The organism is Pseudomonas sp. SWRI68, assembly GCF_014269165.1.
In the GTDB taxonomy this organism is placed as follows: Bacteria; Pseudomonadota; Gammaproteobacteria; order Pseudomonadales; family Pseudomonadaceae; genus Aquipseudomonas; species Aquipseudomonas capeferrum.
The window spans coordinates 1-19,064 of record NZ_JABWRU010000035.1; the positions used below are offsets into that span (position 1 = coordinate 1).

Consider the following 19,064-nt stretch of genomic DNA (forward strand, 5'->3'; position numbering starts at 1 on the left):
CACTACTACAACCATGACCGCATCAAGCTGAGGCTCAATGGCCTGAGCCCTGTCGAGTACAGGACCCAGGCGGCAGCATAGAACTGTCCAACTTTTTGGGGGCAGTCCAGAATGTGGGAGCAAATACGCGACACTGGTGGTGACTGGGCTGACGCAGCAAACATTAACTTCATGCTGCTAATATTCATGTGGGGGGCTCGAAATTCGCAAAATCCTGAGGCCCGACAAAAGGCTGAACAATGGATGGAGCAATTTGACTGGTCTAAATGGGGGGGGATTATAAGTGACTTTGTTAACGCAAACTTCACGGCCGCACTTAAAACGGCATCTCCTATAATCCTAGACTTAGATGGCGACGGTATCGAAACATACGGAGCTGAAGGCCAAGTATTGTTCGATCACGATGGCGACGGCGATAAACACGGCTCTGGCTGGGTCAAGTCCGACGATGGCCTGCTGGTGCTGGATCGCAATGGCAATGGCACCATCGACAGTGGCCGTGAATTGTTCGGCGAGAACACCCTGTCGGCCGATGGCAGCGAGGCCAAGGACGGCTTCGAGGCTATGCAGGATGCTGATAGCAATGCCGACGGCAAGCTGGATGCCAGCGAGAGTTACACGAGATGAAACTGGCCGCTGGTGGTTCCGGCTCCGGTTCTGGCGGAGGTTCGCTCGCGCTTGGTGAGGGGCAGGAAGATGACTCTCCGACCACCGCCCTGCTCGAGACGAAAGATCTGCTGGAAATGGTCAAAGTCCTCGAAGTGTTCAACAATCAGAACTTCTTCGAGTTCAAGCCAGCCACATCCAGTAAATCGGGGGACTTGGTCAGTTTTTCGTACTCCGCTGGCGCCCAGGGGCTCACTGGCTCTGGAAGTCTGGCCTTTGGTACGACCTATTACCTGACCGAGGAAGACTTCAGTTTCGGCCCGCAACAGGAGGCCAATATTCGAGCGGCCTATCAGGCGCTGATGGACTCGGTATATAGCGGTCTGCTGCTGCAAACTCGTCTCAAACCCTACCTTGAAGAGGTTTCGTTCGCTCTCAATGAGAACGGCGTGACCCTGGACTACAGTGGTGCCATTGCTCGAGTGGCGCAGGTAAATGGCAACGACCCAGTCAAGGGCATCATTGACCTGATCGAGTTCAGCTCAGCGATGGCCGGCAGTACCGGCTGGGCCTCCAGCCACATCGAGCTGGCTGGTACTTGGGTGCGGCAGCTAAATAGCCAGCAGCTCGACGAGCTGAAAATACAGCTGGGCACCGGTAGCAGCTTAGTGGTCGATACGGTAACCGACAGCACCTTGCAAGGTGGCGCAAGCTCCGACTTCCTGTTTGGCGAGGCCGGCAACGACAACTTGTATGGCAACGATGGTGTCGATTTCTTGGATGGAGGCGCCGGCAATGACCGCCTGCACGGCGGTAATGGCAATGACATCCTGCTGGGCGGCGAAGGCAACGACAGCCTGTACGGCGGCGCCGGCAACGACACCCTGAGCGGCGATGCCGACAGCGACGTGTACCGTTTCAGCCGTGGCTGGGGCCAGGACACGGTCAACAACAACGACAGCAGCACCGGCAAGGTGGATGCTATCGAGTTCGCGGCGGACATCGCGTCGAGCGATATCCTGGTCACCCGTTCGAGCAACAACCTGATCCTGTCGCTGGCGGGCTCGACCGACAAGGTGACGGTGAGCAACTACTTCACCAGCGACGGCGCAAGCTACTACAAGCTGGAAGAGATTCGCTTCGCTGACGGCACCGTTTGGAGCTATGCCCACATCAAGGCGATGACCCTTTTTGGGACGGACCATGACGATGTGCTGACTGACTGGGACAATCTGGGCGAACTGCACGGCGGCGCGGGCAACGACACCCTCGACGGCGGCAGCGGCAGCAACCGTCTGTACGGCGATGCCAGCGATGATGTGCTCAAGGACAGTACCAGTGCCTCGAACAACCTCTTCGTGGGTGGCACGGGCAATCAAGTGGTTAAGTGGATGCAATTTCGCACGAGGCAGCTGTCAGTCAGGAAAAGACCCTGAATGCTACCCAGCTCGTCACCAGGGCAAATGCCGCCCCTGCGAGAGCCGAGAGGATAATGCTACGGGTTTCATGTCGAGATGTACTGTTAACCTCATTGCCCAACTGGGCCAGGTTTTCCCGCGTCTGATAACTTGATCGTAGCTCATGGTCTTCCTCGCTCGGGATCATTTTTTGGGCAGACATAATTGCTGAAATCCCGGCCACGACAGGCCGCCATCCGTCAGTCCCTTGGCACCCTGTCCTCAGCTTATAGCCCAAGAGATGTACTCATCCTAATGGGAGATACATCATGAAACGGACTAGTCCGCAGACCCTGCTGCTCGCCCTTTGCCTGGGCGTCATTACCCCTATGGCCTCCGCGGCCAGCGATATGAACGACAACGGCGCAGGCTCGCCTGGTACGCCAGGCGCAAACACCAGCCAAGGTAGCCCTAGCGGCGGCGCAGCAAGTGGCTCTGGTACGCCCGCAGATGCCATGGGCACCGGCGCAGGCACCGAAAGAAACGGAACCGACAAAACAGGCGGCGATGGGACTGATCACACGGGCTCGGGTAATAGCGGTACCGCCGGCCCGGGGCGTAGCACCGGCGGCAGTGGTACGGGTAGCAGCGGTGCCGGTGGGGGCGCAGGTGGCAGCGGTGGGGCAAGCGGTGGCTCGGGTGGCGGCGGAAGCTAAGCTCGCGGCTGCAACTTACACCGCGTCCGGCTCTACCAGCCACTTCTTGAACTTCGCCGGAGAGCCGGCATAAAGCGCATTGGCGACAACATCCTCAGTCACCACACTGTTGGCCGCAACCACACTGTTCTGGCCAATGTTGACGCCCGGCAATATCACGGCGCCCGCGCCTATCCATGCATTGTCGCCCACGGTGATCGGCGCAATGTAGTCGTTGCTCTTGCGCCGATCCGGGTGGACATCATGGCTGGTCGTGCACAGTCGTACCTGTGGTCCCAGCATCGCTTTGCGCCCAATGCGGATAGTTGCCTCGTCGAGTAACACGCAACCGCTATTGATAAACGCGCCCTTGCCCAGTTCCAGGTTGCCGCGCTCGAAGTAGATCGGTGGGCGAATGACAACGCTGCCTTCAGTGCGAATACCCGCCTTGGCCATAAGGCGATTAGTCTGCTTCTTGCCCAGATCATGGGTATCCAGCAATCGCATGAGCTGGCGTGGGGTCAAGCTACGTTTGAGTTTTGCGATGAATAAAAACAAGCGGTAAACCCAATGAGGTGATGGTTGCTTAAGGTCGGATTGTCGACCCATGCGGCAAGCATGGCCGAGCTGAAGCACTAACGGGCCCGTGCCAAAGGTACACTTTATATAGCGCCGTTTTATCGGCGACCTTGCACACTTCTTTAGCCGATCGTGTCGGGCTCATGGTAATCGCCCCTGCAGCCCCTGGCCACCCATCCACCCTGGACGCAAACCCAGTAACCCACCTGCCCTGCTCCGTAGTAGCGTCTCGGCCTCTACGAACTTCCAGGTCCGTCACTTTGAAACCCATGGACCTGGGCGATTCAGACCAGGAGGTCAAATGCAGCGTGTTCAGGTGGTTGATCAAGCAGCTTTGGATTCGGCACTGATAGCGTTTGCCCGCTACAAAACCGGAGAAACAAAACTCTTCGATCTAGAGCGTGCAATGAGCTTTGAAGTAGGTGAAGCCCTGTCGAGGAGCGAGCTGGTGCGATTCACGATTACCAAAATGGTGTCGGGTCGGTATCGCATCCGTGATGAAGGAGAGAACGCCATCACCGATGCCGGGCGGGCTCGCCTCGAGGTGATTCGAGGCTAGCGCCGCCCTCAATAGCGCGTTTAGCCAGCTTCACCTCTAGCGCAGGGCAGGTATGCACCTCCCGCTTAGCATCGAGGTGAAGTCCCACGGCCAGTTCACAACGAATAAACAGGTCCTGCTTCAGGTGGCCAGAAGATACGCGGCGGCACCCTTGATCAAGCGCCAGGGCTTCCAGAGTGAAAGGTGCTCGAACAACCTGCTGGAGTTGCCCGCCAAGCCTGCAATCCAGAGATAGACGAACCACTTCCGTAGCAACCTGAGGGTTTTCTTTGTTTTCACTCGCAACAGTCAACACACCTTGATCAATGCCCCTGCCAGCAAAAATGAGTAGCACGTGAACACGCACACACTCTGGCAGACAAATCGGTTCCAAAAAAAGCGGGATTAGACCGCCTGTGACCGGCATTCTACAAGGGTCGCCGTTTAAGTTTTTAACGCATTTCAGCGAAAACCATCTGGGTCAGCTAGAGTTTTTCATGAGTTCAAACACCGTGAGATGACGATCATGCTAAAACAAGAAGCGGACGACGTTATTGAGCGTATCAGGGACGATCTAAAACGGCACGGGGTGCTGATCGGCTACGATCCAGAGTTCACCACGCCTGAATTCGGCTGCGACCTGGATCACCACGTTGCTCAGATCAGAGAAGATCCGGAAAGCCATGTCGTGCGCATCGTGATCCATGACGAAGGCTTGTGGGCGCAGCTCAGACAGGGGTCCGTGTATCGCTGCGTCGTCAGTGAATGTAAAGGGAAGCTATTCGGCATGCCAATTACCATCGAACCTCGAACCGATGCGTCCTACACCATCCAGTACAAGCTCTGAAGCTTCTGCAGGGTTGTCTAGCGGCAGGACTGCCCTGCAGATCGAAAGCCGAACAATTCAGTGAAGCCCACTCGGCCTCTCAGGCCTTAAAGTGCTGGTTTCCGCCCATGCCTGTGTGCATCTTTCTCTCTTCGCCCATCGCGCGCGCCTGCCAGTGAGGGGTAGATACGTGCGGTTCGAACCTGCAACCTCAATGGCGCCGCCCCCTAAGACACTGGGGATCAGATACCCCCGTATAACTGCCGCCATACCTATGCGACAATAGGCTCAATGTCTGGTCTCAACCCCGCATTTATCGCCCAACAGCTCGGGCATGGCGTGCAGATGCTCTTATCGACTCATGCGCGCTGGATTGACACGTCCAACGACTGGCAGGAGCTGGAACCGCTCCAGATTGGTCCGAAATGGGCTCGCAGCTGCGACGAAGCCACGTAAGTTATTGATAGGTAAGCTCCTTTGATCTCCACCGCTAACATCACCATGCAGTATTTAGGGGGTGTTTGGCGGTGACAAAGGGTTGATTTCATTGGGACAAACGCCCCACCATTACCCTCATATCCCAATCAGTGGTATCAAAATTGGTATCACCTGCTAGCTGTCGCTGACTGTCCGCTTTCGACCCTTAGCTGCCCTTGGGGAAGGGCAGCAGGCGGCCAGAAGCAGACGTAGGCATCAGATTCGCATTTGAGGGCTGGCAGCCGCCTTCCCTCATTTCCACTTTTTTAGATTTTCGTACCATAGGTACTGTGCAGCAATTGCTCGCTTTTTCAATCTCCGACTAGCGGCCCAAGCAGCTAAATCCCACCAACCTCGACCACAGGCCTTTACAAGGTACGCTGCAATGTTGATATCGTTGCATATCGATTCTGCGCGAAGGACTGCTCACATGTCTTCCATTACTGCTCTTGATGCTCAGGGCCAGCGGCTGTTGGCGCTCCTAGTAGCCAAACTACCCTCCGTAAGGCCTGCAAACCCGCAAACCTTCATCGGCTACAAGGAAGTGCACGACCGTCTCGGCCTACCTCAGCTGCGAGAAAAATTTGGCGAAAGCCTCAAGGTCCAAGGACTCGTTTCTCTTGCTGAATGGACGTATGAAACTCGCAAACCAGCGATCACCGGCCTGGTGATTGATCGCAGCTCATTGATGCCGGGCAAAGGCTATTTTGAGTTGTTTGGTCGACAGCCTGAGGACTTTGCCTGGTGGAGGGAAGAAATTGAAAAATCGAAAAGCTTCGATTGGTTGCCATTTCTCCCCCAGGAGACTGTTCCAGAGCCGCCTGCGGCCGTTGATATTGAAGGTTCAACTGATCGCGCAGAAGTAACAACTTATCGGATCATTCGCGACACATTGCTGGCACGGCGAGTCAAGCAACTACACGACTACCAATGCCAACTCTGCGATCACACGATCATACTGCCTGATGGGAGCCGGTACGCTGAAGCCCATCATGTTCAGCCACTGGGAGCCCCCCATAACGGACCGGATATATTGGAGAACATCGTCTGCGTATGCCCGAATCACCACGCCGAGCTTGATTACGGCGCGCGCACTCTCAACCAAACCGACCTCCGACCAGCAGAGGGGCACTCTCTTGGAGACCGCTATCTGGCATACCACAATACGAACGTCCACAAAGCGCCTTAGGCACCCGCGAACAGCGAGGACCCCGTAACATGACCACACCTACCGAATTGGATCTCCTTGCCTTTTCGTTTTTTCGTGAATTCGCACGCTGCGAGTATTGCCTCAAGGCCGTTGGGCTTCTGGAGGGCTCCCCAAATAAACCACAGGCCGACTGGGGCACCTTCGCAGCACAGGTGATAGCAGTTTTTGACGTGCCACCGAATGCGGAAACTGAAGGCGCGATCCAGTACTACCTTACTCATCCCCCTAAAAAACAAGTGGTTTTAGACGGAGTCCTCAGTTGGTCGACGACGCTTCCCAATCATCAGAGCCAAGCAGAACTCGTTCTGCGCCTCGTGTGCAGAGTGAGGAACAACTTGTTCCATGGAGGGAAATTCAACGGCCACTGGTTTGAGCCACAAAGGAGCGAGGACTTGCTTCATCGAGGGCTGGTAATCCTACGAGCGGTAGTCTCAGGCCACTCCAAGGTTCGCGAAGCCTATGCGAATAGGGCTGACTGATCGGCTCTGATGACCGTCCACTCTTGGCCGGTCAGCGACGGTCTGGCTTAGACCGCCGCTATGCATGATCAAACCTCGGTCTGTTCTGCCATCTCCAGAGCGTCATCGACCTCAATCCCCAAATATCGAACGGTGCTTTCCAACTTCGTATGGCCGAGCAGCAGTTGAACCGCCCGCAGGTTCTTCGTCCTGCGATAGATAAGCGATGCCTTCGTACGTCTCATCGTATGAGTGCCATACATGGCTGGATCAAGGCCAACGGTCTTCACCCAGCCTTTGACGATGCGAGCGTACTGCTGAGTGGATAGATGGTCTGAGGTATGCAGTCGGCTAGGGAAAAGGCAGTCCTCGCTGCGTAGCTGGGCCTGATGTATCCAAGCCGCGACAGCGGACCGTGTTTGTTCAGTAATCTCGAACTGGACTGGCCGGTGCGTTTTCTGCTGCATCACCATGGCTCTTGAGGACACCTGTTCGCCATGGGCAACGTCGCGCACACGGAGCTTGGTTAAGTCGCAGGCTCGAAGCTTGCTGTCTATGGCCAGATCGAAGAGAGCCAGGTCACGGGTTCTCTCTCCAATTTGAAGCCTTACTCGGATCGCCCAGATATCTCTCAGTCGGAGGGGGCTTTCTGCCCGACCAATGTAAGCGTCCGGCGAACGCACCTTCCGAACTCCAGCTTTAAGGGCGATGGTGTCCGCGTATTTTTAAGCGGACGCGATCGCCCTTATCGCCAGGATTTCCATGCGCCAACGAAGCTCTTATCCGAAACCGTTCAAAGCCCAGGTCGTTCAGGAATGCCTCCAACCTGGGGCGACCGTATCCAGTGTCGCCATCAGCCACGGCATCAATGCCAACGTCATCCGCAAGTGGCTGCCGCTCTACCGAGACCAGCCTGCAACAACCTCGCTGCCAGCCTTCGTCCCGCTAAAAGCCGCACCTAAACGGCCAGCCGAAGCGTCAGTGATCATCGAGTTGCCCGTGGCCGGCCAGGTGATCACAGTGAGATGGCCAACCTCAGACCCCGAGGGCTGCGCGCAATTTATCCGGGCTGTTGCTCGATGATCCGCATCGATGCAATCTGGCTGACCACCGAGCCGATGGACATGCGCGCCGGCACCGAAACGGCATTGGCCCGAGTGATCGCGGTGTTCGGTGCGGCGAAGCCGCACTGCGCTTATCTATTCGCCAATCGCCGGGCTAACCGGATGAAAGTGCTGGTGCACGACGGCGTGGGCGTCTGGCTTGCCGCGCGACGACTGAATCAAGGCAAGTAATGAGATGGTCACCCCTCACCCTGCGAGGGCTACGCTTTCGCAGGGTGTTTTTAATTCGGAGACCATCACCATGAGCGATTTGGCACTGGTCGGTATCGACCTCGGCAAACACACCTTCCATCTGCACGGCCAGGACAAATCCGGTCGAGAGCTGTTTCGCAAGAAGCTTTCACGACAGCAGATGATGCGGTTCTTCGCCAACCTATCCGCTTGCACCGTGGTGATGGAAGCCTGCGCTGGTGCGCATTTCGTAGCGCGCGAGCTGACAGCTGTGGGCCATCAAGCCAAGCTGATTTCCCCGCAGTTCGTTAAGCCCTTCGTCAAAGGCAACAAAAACGACTTCATCGATGCGCAAGCGATCTGCGAGGCCGCTTCGCGCCCGACAATGCGCTTTGTTTCACCTAAGACCGAAGCCCAACAAACCCTTTCAGTATTGCACCGCCTGCGCGAATCGCTGATCCGCGACCGCACAAAGGCCGTCAATCAGGTGCATGGATTCCTGTTGGAGTTCGGCATCAGCCTGCCGCAGGGGCTGGCCGTCATGAAGCGCCTGTCTGATGTGCTCGCCGAGCACGAGTTGCCTGTTCGGTTAACAATGCTGCTACAGCGCTTGCACGACCATTTCGTCTACCTGGACGAGCAGGTCAAGGGGCTTGATAAAGAGCTAGCAGGCCAACTTGCTGACGATGATCTGGGCAGTCGTTTGCTAAGCATGCCGTGCGTCGGGCCGATCACCGCCAGCCTGCTGGCTGTAGAAATGGGTGATGGCCAGCAATACGGTTGCAGTCGCGACTTCGCAGCGTCCGTCGGACTGGTGCCCAGACAATACAGCACGGGCGGACGGGCGAATTTGCTGGGGATCAGCAAGCGTGGTGACAAGAACCTAAGACGGCTTTTGGTGCAGTGCGCCAGGCTCTACATGCAGCGTCTAGAGCATCAGAAAGGCGCTCTGGCCGACTGGGTGCGCAGCCTGCTGATGCGACGTCATTCCAACGTAGTCGCCTGCGCGCTGGCTAACAAGCTGGCACGCATAGCGTGGGCAATCGCCGCACACCACACCGAATACAAAGCAGGGCCAGACGCGCTGAACACCTAGCCCTGCGGTTGATGCTGTACCACGATTCACCTTTCAGGTTTTGCGATAGCTGAACAACAGATGAAATGAACGGCCTACCGGCCTGGCGAAGATCCTGACAGTGAAACCGGCTAGCTAGAGAAGCCGAGCAAGTTCTTAAGGTTCGTCAGGCGCGACTCTCATCGTGGCGCGGGGTATACCCCAATTAGACGCCGGATAGATTTTAGCAAGCCAACAACTTCATCCGTTAAACAGTATTGCAAAAAATGGGGTGACCATAGATTTCACTGGCCCGGCATTCGCCACGGCTGTGAGGTCGAACTCGACAGCGAGCAACTCCAGGCGTTGGTACTGGGCCTGCCGTGGCAACGCGTCGGCGCAGGTGGTGTGATCAGCATGCTGTAACCGCCGGCCATTTTGGCCGGTCTGTTTGTCGTCGTTTCGGGCCTGCTCTGGCACAATCGGCGGCATGACTTTCTCGCTCAACCTCGACCAGATGACCCCGGAACAGCTTCGAGCCTTGGCGGCACAGGCGTTGCAATTGCAGTCTCAGGTCGAGGCGATGAGCAAGAAGATCCAGAACGATGAAATCCTCATCGAACAGTTCAAGTTCGAAATCGCCCTGCTCAAACGCCACAAGTTTGCCAAGCGCAGTGAGCAAATCAGCCCGGCACAAGGCAGCTTGCTGGATGACCTGCTCGATACAGACCTTGAAGCCATCGAGGCAGAACTAAAACAGCTTCTTCCCGCTTCGTCACAGGCCGAGCCACGGCAATCACCCAAACGTGCACCATTGCCGCCGCAGTTTCCGCGTACCGTGATTCGCCACGAGCCAGAAAGCACTCAGTGCGCCTGTGGCTGCCAACTTCAGCGTATTGGGGAAGACGTCAGCGAGAAGCTGGATTACACGCCGGGCGTGTTTACCGTCGAGCAACATGTGCGTGGTAAATGGGCCTGCCGTCAGTGCGAAACACTGATCCAGGCGCCGGTGCCGGCGCAGGTTATCGACAAAGGTATCCCAACCGCAGGCCTGCTGGCCCACGTGATGGTGGCCAAGTTTGCCGATCACTTGCCGCTGTACCGGCAGGAGAGGATCTTTCGCCGCGCCGGGCTGGCAATCGCTCGCTCGACCTTGGCCCAGTGGGTTGGGCAAACCGGCGTGCGGCTCCAGCCTCTGGTCGATGCACTGAGTGAAGCGGTGCTGAACCAAGGCGTGATTCATGCTGATGAAACGCCTGTGCAAATGCTTGCGCCGGGAGAGAAGAAAACCCACCGGGCCTACGTCTGGGCCTACAGCACTACGCCGTTTTCGGCGCTCAAAGCGGTGGTTTACGACTTCAGTCCAAGCCGTGCTGGCGAACATGCGCGCAACTTCCTGGGCGACTGGAACGGCAAGCTGGTCTGCGATGACTTCGCTGGCTATAAAGCCGGTTTTGAGCAGGGCATCACTGAAATCGGCTGCATGGCTCACGCCCGTCGCAAGTTTTTCGATCTGCATGTGGCGAACAAAAGTCAGTTGGCCGAACAGGCGCTGCACTCGATCAGCGGTTTGTACGAGGTCGAACGCCAAGCGCGAGACATGAGTGATGAAGACCGCTGGCGAATACGGCAGGAAATGGCGGCACCGATCATTAAAAAACTGCATGACTGGATGTTGGCCCAGCGCGACCTGGTGCCCAACGGATCAGCCACGGCCAAAGCCCTCGATTACACCCTGAAACGCTGGGTAGCGCTGACGCGCTACCTGGAGGATGGGGCTGTGCCCATCGACAACAACCAGGTCGAGAACCAGATACGGCCATGGGCACTTGGACGCTCGAACTGGCTGTTTGCCGGGTCGCTGCGCAGCGGTAAACGGGCGGCGGCCATCATGAGCCTGATCCAGTCGGCGCGCATGAATGGACATGACCCGTATGCTTATCTCAAAGATGTGCTGACGCGGTTGCCAACGCAGCGGGCGAGCGAGATCGAGCAGTTGCTGCCGCATCAGTGGGTACCGGCCTGACTATCGTCGAGCGGATTGGGGCGATTACAGTAGACTAATCACCCAAGCTTATGGAACGAGTCGGATTAGAATGGACGCACTAGCAATCTTTTCGCCAAAAAATCTTAAACCTACAGGCCTTAATCCTGCCGTCGAGATCACAACGGCCTTGCCAGTGACTGTCAGCACCATGGAAAAAACCTACGTAGGGGATATACAAGGTGAATCATTAACGTTCTTCACCGCAGCATTTGACCACGCTACCAAGGTAGGCACCTACATCGCGATGGAGAGCTTCCAGGGTACGGTGAATGGGCGAACGGGCACTTTCAATTTTGTCCATTCCGCATCAACAACGGGCTCGGAGCGTAACGACGAATTTTTTTGCATCGTCGCAGGCAGTGGTACAAATGAATTGAAAGGAATCTCCGGATCCGGGGAGATCTCAATTGATGGTGAGGGTACGCATCGCATTCGGCTGAATTACCAGTTAGCCTGATTAGCTCGCTTTCTACTCAACACCGCCCCTTGTCGCACTCAGGGGCGGGTGTGATCACCGGACGCTTACCGACCAATTTTCCTTTGTTCCAGGGCTGACGGCCGCAGGTTACGATGATGTTCATGGCAAATCCTCCACGTGTGGGAGGACAAGGATGGTTAACCAGAGCAGCGGTCGCTAACCGGCCGGAAGCGGACTGAGGAGCGGTAAATAAATCTTTCCCCTTTTCGTTGGGTTTGCGAAGCGAATCCAAAAGAAAGAATGCGGTGAGTCAGGCACTCTTCGACTGCTGGTTTTGGGGCTGCTTCGCAACCCAACGCGGGACAAGCCCGCTCGCCACAGGTTACTTGTTGCCTGTTCTACCTAAATACCTTGAAAGGGCTGCATCTAACTCGCAGCCAAAAGCTAGGACAAATCAGCGACAGGGCTGACGCTACTGTCTCGTTCTGCGATGCTCAACACCGCCGGTAGCTGCTGCTCGACAGGTAACTCGGCGGTCTTATCAAGAAGTTCAGCCAAGTCGAAAACGGCCATTTCGACATAGCGTTTTATGCACATCCGCTCATAGGAAACGCTGCGAATACCGTCCAGTACCAGCCAGTTCAAGAACAGTGCGCCCATACCCAGCACCACGATCACCGAGCCCTTGCCCCATGTGAACAAAGGCGTGGCTTTAATAATTTCCGTGCACAATGCGATCATCAGCGCGATCAGAGAGGCGAAACTCAGGTTCTGGGATAAAGCAGGCCTGGCGGGTTTTCCGGTCAGGCCAGCATAAGCTGACAACTCGCGTAGTTTCTCAACCGTGTAGCCCTCCTTGCGCAATCCCTCCAGAAAGAAGGCATAACAAAGGGTGTTTTCCCTTTCTAGGCTCGGCTGGTGGTCAATCGCGTGATCTGCAAACTGCTGCGGGTAAACCATGCGCAATGCTTTAAGGCGCGTGACATAGAGCAGAAGAGCCCAAGGAGCCAGTGCCATGTAGGTGTAAGGAATCAACGTAGGGTTCTTGATGCCGAACATTGCGAACACAAAAAGCATTGCGGTTGACCCTATCGCTGACCACATTGGCCATAACTTGCGAGCATTGTGGAGTTTAAATATGTGTTTATTGGGTTGTTTACGACTGATTTTATAAAGGGCCTCGAGTTGAGCCCATTCCTTGAGTTTCATTATCCATCCTTATTTTTAAAGTCGTGATAACCGAGCGATACAACGTTGCCCGCAATTGCCACTGCTGACAACCCACAGCCAAAAAAGACGATCGAAAGGCGACAGATTTATTTTTCTATCACTATCCGATTTTGGCCGATATCCGCCCTTCGCGAACGGCCGCAATGGGTCGAAAGCAGCCATCCACGACTGGCAACTATCGCCCCTAGCCGCCGCGCATCAAGCGGTTCAAGCGGTCTCTTCATCCTCAATCAGCGCCCACAGCCTGGCCGCCTCGGCAAACTCAAGCATGTCGGCCAACTGGTCTGTGTCAACGTCGCTACGTCGGTGCGCGGAAATCGCGAGCTCGGCAAGCACTGCGGCCCTGCCATCGGGATCGGCTACCAGAGCGAACTGATCATTGAGTTCGGCCAGCCAGGCCGGTGGCAAGCTCAACACTTGACCGTCCACAGCTGATCGATCCGCGTCGTATAGGATTGGCTCATCATCTCCCTCCTCATTCCCCAGTCCGGTGTCGCCGGTACGCTGGCGGCTCGCATTGTCCCCCTCCCCCACCGCTCGTTGATGTCATCCATCACCTGCATCAGTCGGTCACATGCCAGCGATTGCTTGAGCGCAAACAAGTCCTCTGAAAACTCACCTGGTTGCCGCAGGTCCATCAGCAGCACCTCTGCCTTGCTGTACCGAAAACCCGGCCGGAAGATTCGCGCAACAGCATCGGTGGCCAGTCGGGTCATCAGCAGCGTGTCGCAGGTTGGGTACCTGACCATCTCCATCTTGCGCGAGGCCGAGACGATCTCGGTTGCTGATGACCTCACCGTCTCGGTTTCGCGCCACCTCGATACCAGCGCCCTGCACTTTGCCGCCCGGATCAATCTGAGCGAGTGGAAGAACAACCCAGCGTCGCGACAGTACATCTCGTTCACCAAGAGCAAGAACGGCAAGCGGCTTTCGCACTACTTCCAAGACTTCATCGGCTGCCAGGAAGGGATCGACAGTCCAGGCGAAACGCGCACGCTGCTCAAGGCCTTCACCGACTTCGTGAGCGCTGAAGACCTGTCGAGCAACACCGCCAGCGAGAAGAGCCAGGACCTGGTGGCCTACGCCCAGGCGCAGGGCAAGATCGGTGAGCCGATCAGCCTGGACGAGCTCTCCGAGGTGCTGGATGAGGACAGGCCGAAGACCTTCGCCTACTTCATCAGGGCCGGCGATTACGGACTCTCCGAGGCCTTTGCCGCCGACAAGCGCACGCTCAACCAGTATCGCCGCTACACCGGCCGCCCCGAAGGCATGTCGATCAGTTTCGAAGCGCACCTGCTTGGTGAGCGAGTCGAGTTCGACCAGGCCAGCGCCAGCCTGACCATCAAGAACCTTCCGACGCAGCTGGTCGACCAGCTGAAGCGGTCAGTGGCAGCCTGACTCCACGCACTTACCCGTGCTGGGCCTGTTACTCGAAATCTAGGTCAGCTTGAATTCGAGCCGCCACAGATGGTGCCCAGTTCTGTCCAGTTAATTGATACGTGGAGCGCGTCTTGCTCACGATGTGAATCGTATAGTGGTCTGAGGTTTTGGTAGCCGGGCTGATGAAAAGGCCCACGACCTCACCCCAGGTAGCCATACCGGCAGGCGCTTCCGATTTGATAACGCCAGCTCTCTTATCCATCTCAACAATCGCAAGGTTTGAGCTCATCGCGTTGACCGACGACTTCCAAACCTCCGCATATGGCTTGTTGTTGACTTCCAACGTAATTCCGCTGTCGGTCGGCTCAAGGCTATCGATGGTTGAGCAAGCAGTAGCGCCAGCAGCCAATACACAAATTCCCAGGGTTCGCAGCCAGCGTTTCATCACGTCCTGTTTTCCTATCTGATCGCCCTCGCCGGGCGGGAAGCACGCACAAAAAAGGCACCTGCCTCGCAGATGCCTGATACCGGATTAAGCGGGGAAAGGCCCCGCTCCGGCCTGATGAGTAAACAACATACCAAGCCAAATTGCCACCATGCCGCATCCGGCCACGGAGGGCGGCGCATGCCCAGGAGATACGCCATGCAACTCGACATCAACATCGAAGGGATCGTAGCCGAGTCGGTAGCCGCCGCGCTGAGCCCGGAAAAGCTGCAGCCGATCATCGACAAGAACATCGAAAGCGCGGTCACGAGCGCGATCAAAGAGCAGTTCTGCTACAACTCGCCGTTCAAGAAACTGCTGGAAGACAGCCTGGCGGGTGCTATGCCAACCTCGATCAAGGGCCTGGGCCGCTACGGCGATCTGGTGCTCAAAACCGTTTCTTCAATGATCGAAGACTACCAGGAACAGGCACTTCGCCAGACCATCACAGAAAAGCTCGCCAAAGTGCTTGAGCCGCTTCCTGCTCGCCTCAAGCTCTCTGAGCTGATCGACAAGCTGACCAAGGCCTTCGAGGACAGCCATCTTCGCGACAAATACGGCAGTAAATCGCCAACCTTCATCGTCGAGAAAGGCACAGGATACTCGTCCACTTCCGAGTACTGGACCCTCTACGCTGACGCCAACGAGGGGGTGGAGAAGTATTCGTGCCAGGTTCAGATGGCTTTCAACGGAGGCGGCGAATGCTACTCCCTTCGCGTGGGCGAGACCGACATGAAGAAGTCGCTGATCCTCGGTAGCGCGTACGGAGCCGAGGCCCTGGTGCTGAATCTGTACACGGGCGGCACCAAGGTCGAATACGAGCAGATCTACACGGGCGACATCCGCTACGCCGGATCAGACGACTACTGACCCTCCGGCGCTGCCCGCAAACCAAAACGCCGCCTGATGAGGCGGCGCTGATTGACGAAGAAAACGTTACCAGGTCTTCGGCTCTGACTTCTTGTACGAACCACCGGTCATGCACTTCTCCACCAGGTCTTCGCGGGCCTTGTTGTCCGGAAGAGTTTTCAGGTAGTCAGGCTGGCAGTGTTCGGCGGTCGGCTCGTAGGCTGCAGTGTCGACGGCATCTTCTTTACAGCCGGCCAAGCCAATAGCGAGCGCGGCAACGAAGAGCGGAGCAATGGCTCGTTTCATGAGGTTCCTTCCTGTGAAATGGCCGGGCGTTATACCAAAGATCGATGCGCGCCGCAAAACCTGACACCACGTGCTGCCCGCCAGCGCCCTAACCGTTGCCGTGATCGTACCCGCCACCTTCTGCCAGTGACACCTCATATTCTGCAGGGGCCCCCGCCGGAGTCGGCAGCTTGCGGGCAGTGTGTTTTGCACCGCACTTAGGGCAGCTCAACTTCAAATCGCCCGTGTCCGGATCATCATGCAGATCAGCCTTGAACTCCGTATTGCATTTCTTGCAGGTAGTCATGAGCCATTCCTCCAAGTGATGAACACGAAAGTATAGACCCCCTTCCCCTATTCAACGATAACGCCTCCCCGGCGAGGGTGGCGCCTGCATGAGGAAAGCAGCGAGTTTACTCGGACAGCGGACCATGTTTCGCAATGTGAGCATCTTTGAACGTACCGAACCCAGCCTGCATGAGTGCATTTTGCATGGCCATCCCACCAAACGCCCCATGGGATACAGGTACTTTCACGCTTCGCCCGCCCTTTGAAACTATATCAACCTCTGCAATGAACTCAACAAATGCTGCTAGTACCGTCCCGTGGGCGACCACAAGCTCATACGATCCAAATTCGTGAACGGGTAAGTTTCGAAGCGCTAGCAGGCTTGATTGGCTAACCTCTCGCATATGAGAAGTCCACCCCCTCATTAGAGTAGTTACCGAACCATCTTGGATCGTAGTTTGGCACACCGCATTACAGAGAGTTGCAGCACAATCTACCACTGCTAAAAATGCTTCAGCACGATCTCGATCAGACCTCTTTTTCATATCGATCTGATGTTGAATTTGTTCAAACGCCACCGCATTTTGGCTTGAAACCTGTGCTCGACTAACAGCTAGCGCCCCGATAATTGCCAAAATTGAGCCAACGGCTTGAACCCAACTGGCAATTTCAGAGCTTGTCAAATCATTGACCCTTATTAACAGGCTGACCATAAAAATTAACGCAAAAGCCCAAACAAAATTCTGAACCGACAGCCAAGGCTTCAATAGGCTTTTTCCATAATCGTTGAGCATTGTCCCTCCTATTTCCAGCCGCTAATAGTAAACGGCGAGGTATCCCCATGCCCACAGAAAACCGATCCAGCAACACAGAGATGGTCAGCGTGCCGAGTGAAACCATCGAGCAAGCGGAAAAGCTGCCGCAGGAAGACAACTGTTGCACCATGGCTCGAGAGTTTCGCACCATCCTGGCCAAGCCAGTCGATCAGCGCCAGGGCGAGCCGGTGGCCTACGCAGACCCCAGGTCATTTGAGAACTTAAAGTCTTTTGGGCGTCTTGGCGGTATCTATCAGCATGAATGGATGTGGGCCGAACCAGAGCCTGGCATGGTTCCGCTCTACACCCACGCCGATGCTGGCGAGGTTGAGCGACTCCACAAGATCGCCTACGACACCCAAGCGGCGCTTATTGCAGCGAACCGCCAGATCAAGATGCTTGAGGGAGAGCTCGACACCCTGCGCGCCCAGCTGGCCGAGCGGGATGCGCTGCTGCGAGAGTCCTACGCAGAGCTCCTCGCCATCAAGGCTGAAATCGGTTTTCGCGGCGCCACGATCGCCCTGATTGGTCGCATTGACGCGACCCTGTCTGTCAGTGCAGATCCGGAGTCGAAGTCGTGAAAACGCACTTCGCACCATTCACTGACCTGGAAGACATTGAGCAGACGCCCTGCGGTACCTGGCTGGGTGAGGCCAGCGAGCTATCAGGCGACTGGGCCGAAGTCGATTGCCAGCTGTGTCAGAAACGCAAGGAAAGGATCATCGCTGCCGCAGCTGATGAGGAGCGCTTCATCGTCGAGCAGATGGGCGACATGGCGGCCTTCATGCGTGCGGAAGACTCCGCCCAGCAAGAGAACATCTGTACTCCCCAGCTGTAACCCCTCTCCCCTCTATTACGAGGCGACGAGAAGGTCGGCAGCCGGTACGCCTTCAGTGGCAGCGCGGCGGGCCCGGCCCACGCCCCACGCCAACGCCCTAGTCATCGACTCGCCAGGCCGGGAATCGAAGGCCTCCTCATGGATGGCCATGCCGCTAGGGGCGTAAAGGCCGATGAACATCTGCGTATTGCCTGTTCGCGACAATCTTACCTGAACGTCAATGAAAGTCCCGTCATCGAGAGTTTCTTCATGGTCCCGGTGATGCTGGGTCGGATCCGCCCACTGCCAATAAACGTCTCCGCGAATACGAATGTCGTACTCCACGTCTTTAGTTGAATGCCATCAAGCCACCATAGCCAAAGCGAAGCGGTTCGCAACCGCACCAGCCTGATTTGTGATTTGAATCAGACAATTGGCTAGCACGGCTTTTGCTAACCCCTCTCCCCTCTATTCACTGCCGCGATATGGCGGCCAAGGAAGCGCTATGCCCAAGTCAAAGCAGGCGGCACCGTGGTGCCCAGATGAATGCCCGATCACCGGGCGCAAGTTCTTCATGTGGATCGAGCGCGCCGATGGCGGCCAGGTCCCGACCTACGGTGGCCCGTACGACAGCTTCACAATTGCCGAGCGTGACGAACAGGGAACCTTCTGGTGCGAACGATTCGACCACGACGAAGGCGTCTGGTCGGACAGCATCCACATCGACCTGCGACTGATCGACAACCAGCGTGAAGACTTCGAGTTCGGCCAGATGGATCAGCTGCAAAGCGAATTACAGGCCCTTCGCCCTGACGCCGAGCGCTACCGATGGCTGCGAAACCCAGACGACCAAGAGGACCTGGGCAGCGAATACAACATGCCTCCCATCATCTGCGGTTACGCCGAACATGAGGACATTCTTGCCAACGACGCGCTAGACCGAGCGATCGACCAGGGTATGGAGGCGCTCAAGTCATGACCCGCCTCGCCCTCTGCCTCCTGCTGCTGGCCACCCTGGCCGGCTGCGAACCGATGACGCCAGCGCAGGCTGCGCGACAGAAGCTGGACAATCCAATGCGTGGCACAACTGTTGAGCATGACGACGCCCGAGCCGTGACCTGCTGGAAGTGATCAGCAGGCGGCGGTGCCGGCGCGGCAAGCGGCCTGTCCTGTTTACCCGACTGGATGCTGCGTGGCCCAGACCAGGCCGGCAACGAGCGCCAGCTCTCCCCGCACGAAACCCAACCCGAACCTACACCCGCTCTGGCGCCTGGGCGCTGGATTGATGAGAGGTATCAGCTGTGAGCGCAGTAACT

General features: G+C 56.7%; 27 protein-coding genes and 3 pseudogenes. 19 read left to right on the forward strand and 11 right to left on the reverse strand.

Translation table 11 applies throughout. The annotated features are described in order from the left end of the window. The 3 genes from HU770_RS26125 to HU770_RS26135 form a co-directional block, all read left to right on the forward strand. Positions 1–81: IS3 family transposase (locus HU770_RS26125; protein ID WP_186653653.1), on the forward strand; the 81-nt coding region annotated here is incomplete at its 5' end. Between the two features lie 309 nt (positions 82–390). Next, complete coding sequence (locus tag HU770_RS26130) at positions 391–627, forward strand: hypothetical protein (RefSeq protein WP_186666387.1); 237 nt, start codon at positions 391–393, stop codon at positions 625–627. Continuing rightward, a complete protein-coding gene (locus tag HU770_RS26135) occupies positions 624–2,042 on the forward strand; it encodes a calcium-binding protein (RefSeq protein ID WP_186666389.1) in 1,419 nt (472 codons plus the stop codon). Before HU770_RS26130 ends, HU770_RS26135 begins: the two co-directional genes overlap by 4 nt. A gap of 692 nt (positions 2,043–2,734) precedes the next feature. On the opposite strand, the gene HU770_RS26140 is transcribed toward HU770_RS26135, so the two are convergent. Then, complete coding sequence (locus tag HU770_RS26140; RefSeq protein WP_238338587.1) at positions 2,735–3,307, reverse strand: DapH/DapD/GlmU-related protein; 573 nt, start codon at positions 3,305–3,307, stop codon at positions 2,735–2,737. A gap of 271 nt (positions 3,308–3,578) precedes the next feature. Between HU770_RS26140 and HU770_RS26145 the strand changes: the two genes are divergently transcribed. The 5 genes and pseudogenes from HU770_RS26145 (at position 3,579) to HU770_RS26160 (ending at position 6,807) form a co-directional block, all read left to right on the forward strand. Then, the gene (locus tag HU770_RS26145) at positions 3,579–3,836 is read left to right on the forward strand and encodes a hypothetical protein (protein ID WP_186655665.1); all 258 of its coding nucleotides are present in this window, start codon (positions 3,579–3,581) and stop codon (positions 3,834–3,836) included. 505 nt (positions 3,837–4,341) lie between these two features. Next, complete coding sequence (locus tag HU770_RS26150) at positions 4,342–4,662, forward strand: hypothetical protein (RefSeq protein ID WP_033700074.1); 321 nt, start codon at positions 4,342–4,344, stop codon at positions 4,660–4,662. Positions 4,663–4,890: 228 nt separating this feature from the next. Continuing rightward, positions 4,891–5,097: pseudogene (locus HU770_RS27205) on the forward strand (site-specific integrase); the annotation flags it as partial. A 451-nt stretch (positions 5,098–5,548) separates the two neighbouring features. After that, on the forward strand, positions 5,549–6,307 hold the full coding sequence (locus tag HU770_RS26155; protein ID WP_136474566.1) for an HNH endonuclease: 759 nt from the start codon (positions 5,549–5,551) through the stop codon (positions 6,305–6,307). A 29-nt stretch (positions 6,308–6,336) separates the two neighbouring features. Further along, a complete protein-coding gene (locus HU770_RS26160) occupies positions 6,337–6,807 on the forward strand; it encodes a hypothetical protein (protein WP_186666391.1) in 471 nt (156 codons plus the stop codon). Between the two features lie 68 nt (positions 6,808–6,875). On the opposite strand, the gene HU770_RS26165 is transcribed toward HU770_RS26160, so the two are convergent. Then, a complete protein-coding gene (locus HU770_RS26165) occupies positions 6,876–7,469 on the reverse strand; it encodes a tyrosine-type recombinase/integrase (RefSeq protein ID WP_339471019.1) in 594 nt (197 codons plus the stop codon). A gap of 79 nt (positions 7,470–7,548) precedes the next feature. Here HU770_RS26165 and HU770_RS26170 point away from each other — a divergent pair, with 79 nt between their 5' ends. The 3 genes from HU770_RS26170 to HU770_RS26180 all read left to right on the forward strand — a co-directional run bounded on the left by HU770_RS26170 (position 7,549) and on the right by HU770_RS26180 (position 9,177). Further along, positions 7,549–7,869, forward strand: coding sequence for a transposase (locus HU770_RS26170; protein WP_186666393.1), 321 nt, complete (start codon positions 7,549–7,551; stop codon positions 7,867–7,869). Continuing rightward, positions 7,866–8,081 carry an IS66 family insertion sequence element accessory protein TnpB gene (gene tnpB, locus HU770_RS26175; protein WP_186666395.1) on the forward strand — a complete coding sequence of 72 codons (216 nt, stop codon included), beginning with the start codon at positions 7,866–7,868 and terminating at the stop codon, positions 8,079–8,081. Before HU770_RS26170 ends, tnpB begins: the two co-directional genes overlap by 4 nt. Before the next feature lie 70 nt (positions 8,082–8,151). Further along, complete coding sequence (locus HU770_RS26180) at positions 8,152–9,177, forward strand: IS110 family transposase (RefSeq protein ID WP_186666397.1); 1,026 nt, start codon at positions 8,152–8,154, stop codon at positions 9,175–9,177. 219 nt (positions 9,178–9,396) lie between these two features. On the opposite strand, the gene HU770_RS26185 is transcribed toward HU770_RS26180, so the two are convergent. Then, entirely contained in the window at positions 9,397–9,627 is a 231-nt protein-coding gene (locus HU770_RS26185; RefSeq protein WP_186666399.1) for a hypothetical protein, read from the reverse strand. On the opposite strand from HU770_RS26185, the gene HU770_RS26190 reads away from it, so the two are divergent. Continuing rightward, entirely contained in the window at positions 9,626–11,161 is a 1,536-nt protein-coding gene (locus tag HU770_RS26190; protein WP_186666408.1) for an IS66 family transposase, read from the forward strand. The two genes, HU770_RS26185 and HU770_RS26190, sit on opposite strands and share 2 nt — an antisense overlap. A 70-nt stretch (positions 11,162–11,231) precedes the next feature. Then, positions 11,232–11,639, forward strand: coding sequence for a DUF3224 domain-containing protein (locus HU770_RS26195; RefSeq protein WP_186666410.1), 408 nt, complete (start codon positions 11,232–11,234; stop codon positions 11,637–11,639). 405 nt (positions 11,640–12,044) lie between these two features. Here HU770_RS26195 and HU770_RS26200 read toward each other — a convergent pair whose 3' ends face one another. The 3 genes and pseudogenes from HU770_RS26200 to HU770_RS26210 all read right to left on the reverse strand — a co-directional run. Beyond that, complete coding sequence (locus tag HU770_RS26200) at positions 12,045–12,809, reverse strand: hypothetical protein (protein ID WP_186666412.1); 765 nt, start codon at positions 12,807–12,809, stop codon at positions 12,045–12,047. Positions 12,810–13,037: 228 nt separating this feature from the next. Then, entirely contained in the window at positions 13,038–13,247 is a 210-nt protein-coding gene (locus tag HU770_RS26205; RefSeq protein WP_186666414.1) for a hypothetical protein, read from the reverse strand. After that, positions 13,241–13,570 (reverse strand): annotated as a pseudogene (locus HU770_RS26210) (DUF4113 domain-containing protein); the annotation flags it as partial. The gene HU770_RS26205 and the pseudogene HU770_RS26210, both read right to left, overlap by 7 nt. Here HU770_RS26210 and HU770_RS26215 point away from each other — a divergent pair. Then, positions 13,569–14,228 (forward strand): annotated as a pseudogene (locus HU770_RS26215) (nucleoid-associated protein); the annotation flags it as partial. The pseudogenes HU770_RS26210 and HU770_RS26215 overlap by 2 nt on opposite strands. A gap of 28 nt (positions 14,229–14,256) precedes the next feature. Here the strand turns inward: HU770_RS26215 and HU770_RS26220 are convergent. Further along, positions 14,257–14,655 (reverse strand): hypothetical protein, encoded by a 399-nt coding sequence (locus HU770_RS26220; protein ID WP_186666416.1) that lies wholly within the window; start codon positions 14,653–14,655, stop codon positions 14,257–14,259. Between the two features lie 198 nt (positions 14,656–14,853). Between HU770_RS26220 and HU770_RS26225 the strand changes: the two genes are divergently transcribed. Then, the gene (locus HU770_RS26225; RefSeq protein ID WP_186666418.1) at positions 14,854–15,564 is read left to right on the forward strand and encodes a hypothetical protein; all 711 of its coding nucleotides are present in this window, start codon (positions 14,854–14,856) and stop codon (positions 15,562–15,564) included. 66 nt (positions 15,565–15,630) lie between these two features. On the opposite strand, the gene trbK is transcribed toward HU770_RS26225, so the two are convergent. The 3 genes from trbK to HU770_RS26240 all read right to left on the reverse strand — a co-directional run bounded on the left by trbK (position 15,631) and on the right by HU770_RS26240 (position 16,910). Further along, positions 15,631–15,849 (reverse strand): entry exclusion lipoprotein TrbK, encoded by a 219-nt coding sequence (gene trbK / locus HU770_RS26230; protein WP_186666426.1) that lies wholly within the window; start codon positions 15,847–15,849, stop codon positions 15,631–15,633. Between the two features lie 88 nt (positions 15,850–15,937). Continuing rightward, positions 15,938–16,135, reverse strand: coding sequence for a hypothetical protein (locus tag HU770_RS26235; RefSeq protein ID WP_186666428.1), 198 nt, complete (start codon positions 16,133–16,135; stop codon positions 15,938–15,940). A gap of 106 nt (positions 16,136–16,241) precedes the next feature. Further along, on the reverse strand, positions 16,242–16,910 hold the full coding sequence (locus HU770_RS26240) for a hypothetical protein (protein WP_186666430.1): 669 nt from the start codon (positions 16,908–16,910) through the stop codon (positions 16,242–16,244). Between the two features lie 47 nt (positions 16,911–16,957). Between HU770_RS26240 and HU770_RS26245 the strand changes: the two genes are divergently transcribed. Next, positions 16,958–17,512 (forward strand): hypothetical protein, encoded by a 555-nt coding sequence (locus HU770_RS26245; protein WP_186666431.1) that lies wholly within the window; start codon positions 16,958–16,960, stop codon positions 17,510–17,512. Further along, positions 17,509–17,769 (forward strand): hypothetical protein, encoded by a 261-nt coding sequence (locus HU770_RS26250; protein ID WP_186666433.1) that lies wholly within the window; start codon positions 17,509–17,511, stop codon positions 17,767–17,769. Before HU770_RS26245 ends, HU770_RS26250 begins: the two co-directional genes overlap by 4 nt. A gap of 15 nt (positions 17,770–17,784) precedes the next feature. Here HU770_RS26250 and HU770_RS26255 read toward each other — a convergent pair whose 3' ends face one another. After that, positions 17,785–18,081, reverse strand: coding sequence for a hypothetical protein (locus HU770_RS26255; protein WP_186666452.1), 297 nt, complete (start codon positions 18,079–18,081; stop codon positions 17,785–17,787). A gap of 172 nt (positions 18,082–18,253) precedes the next feature. Between HU770_RS26255 and HU770_RS26260 the strand changes: the two genes are divergently transcribed. Together HU770_RS26260 and HU770_RS27210 are read left to right on the forward strand one after the other, a co-directional pair. Next, positions 18,254–18,727 (forward strand): hypothetical protein, encoded by a 474-nt coding sequence (locus tag HU770_RS26260; protein ID WP_186666435.1) that lies wholly within the window; start codon positions 18,254–18,256, stop codon positions 18,725–18,727. Then, the gene (locus HU770_RS27210) at positions 18,724–18,879 is read left to right on the forward strand and encodes a hypothetical protein (RefSeq protein WP_238347565.1); all 156 of its coding nucleotides are present in this window, start codon (positions 18,724–18,726) and stop codon (positions 18,877–18,879) included. The genes HU770_RS26260 and HU770_RS27210 overlap by 4 nt, the downstream gene beginning before the upstream one ends. The last annotated feature ends 185 nt before the right edge of the window (positions 18,880–19,064 follow it).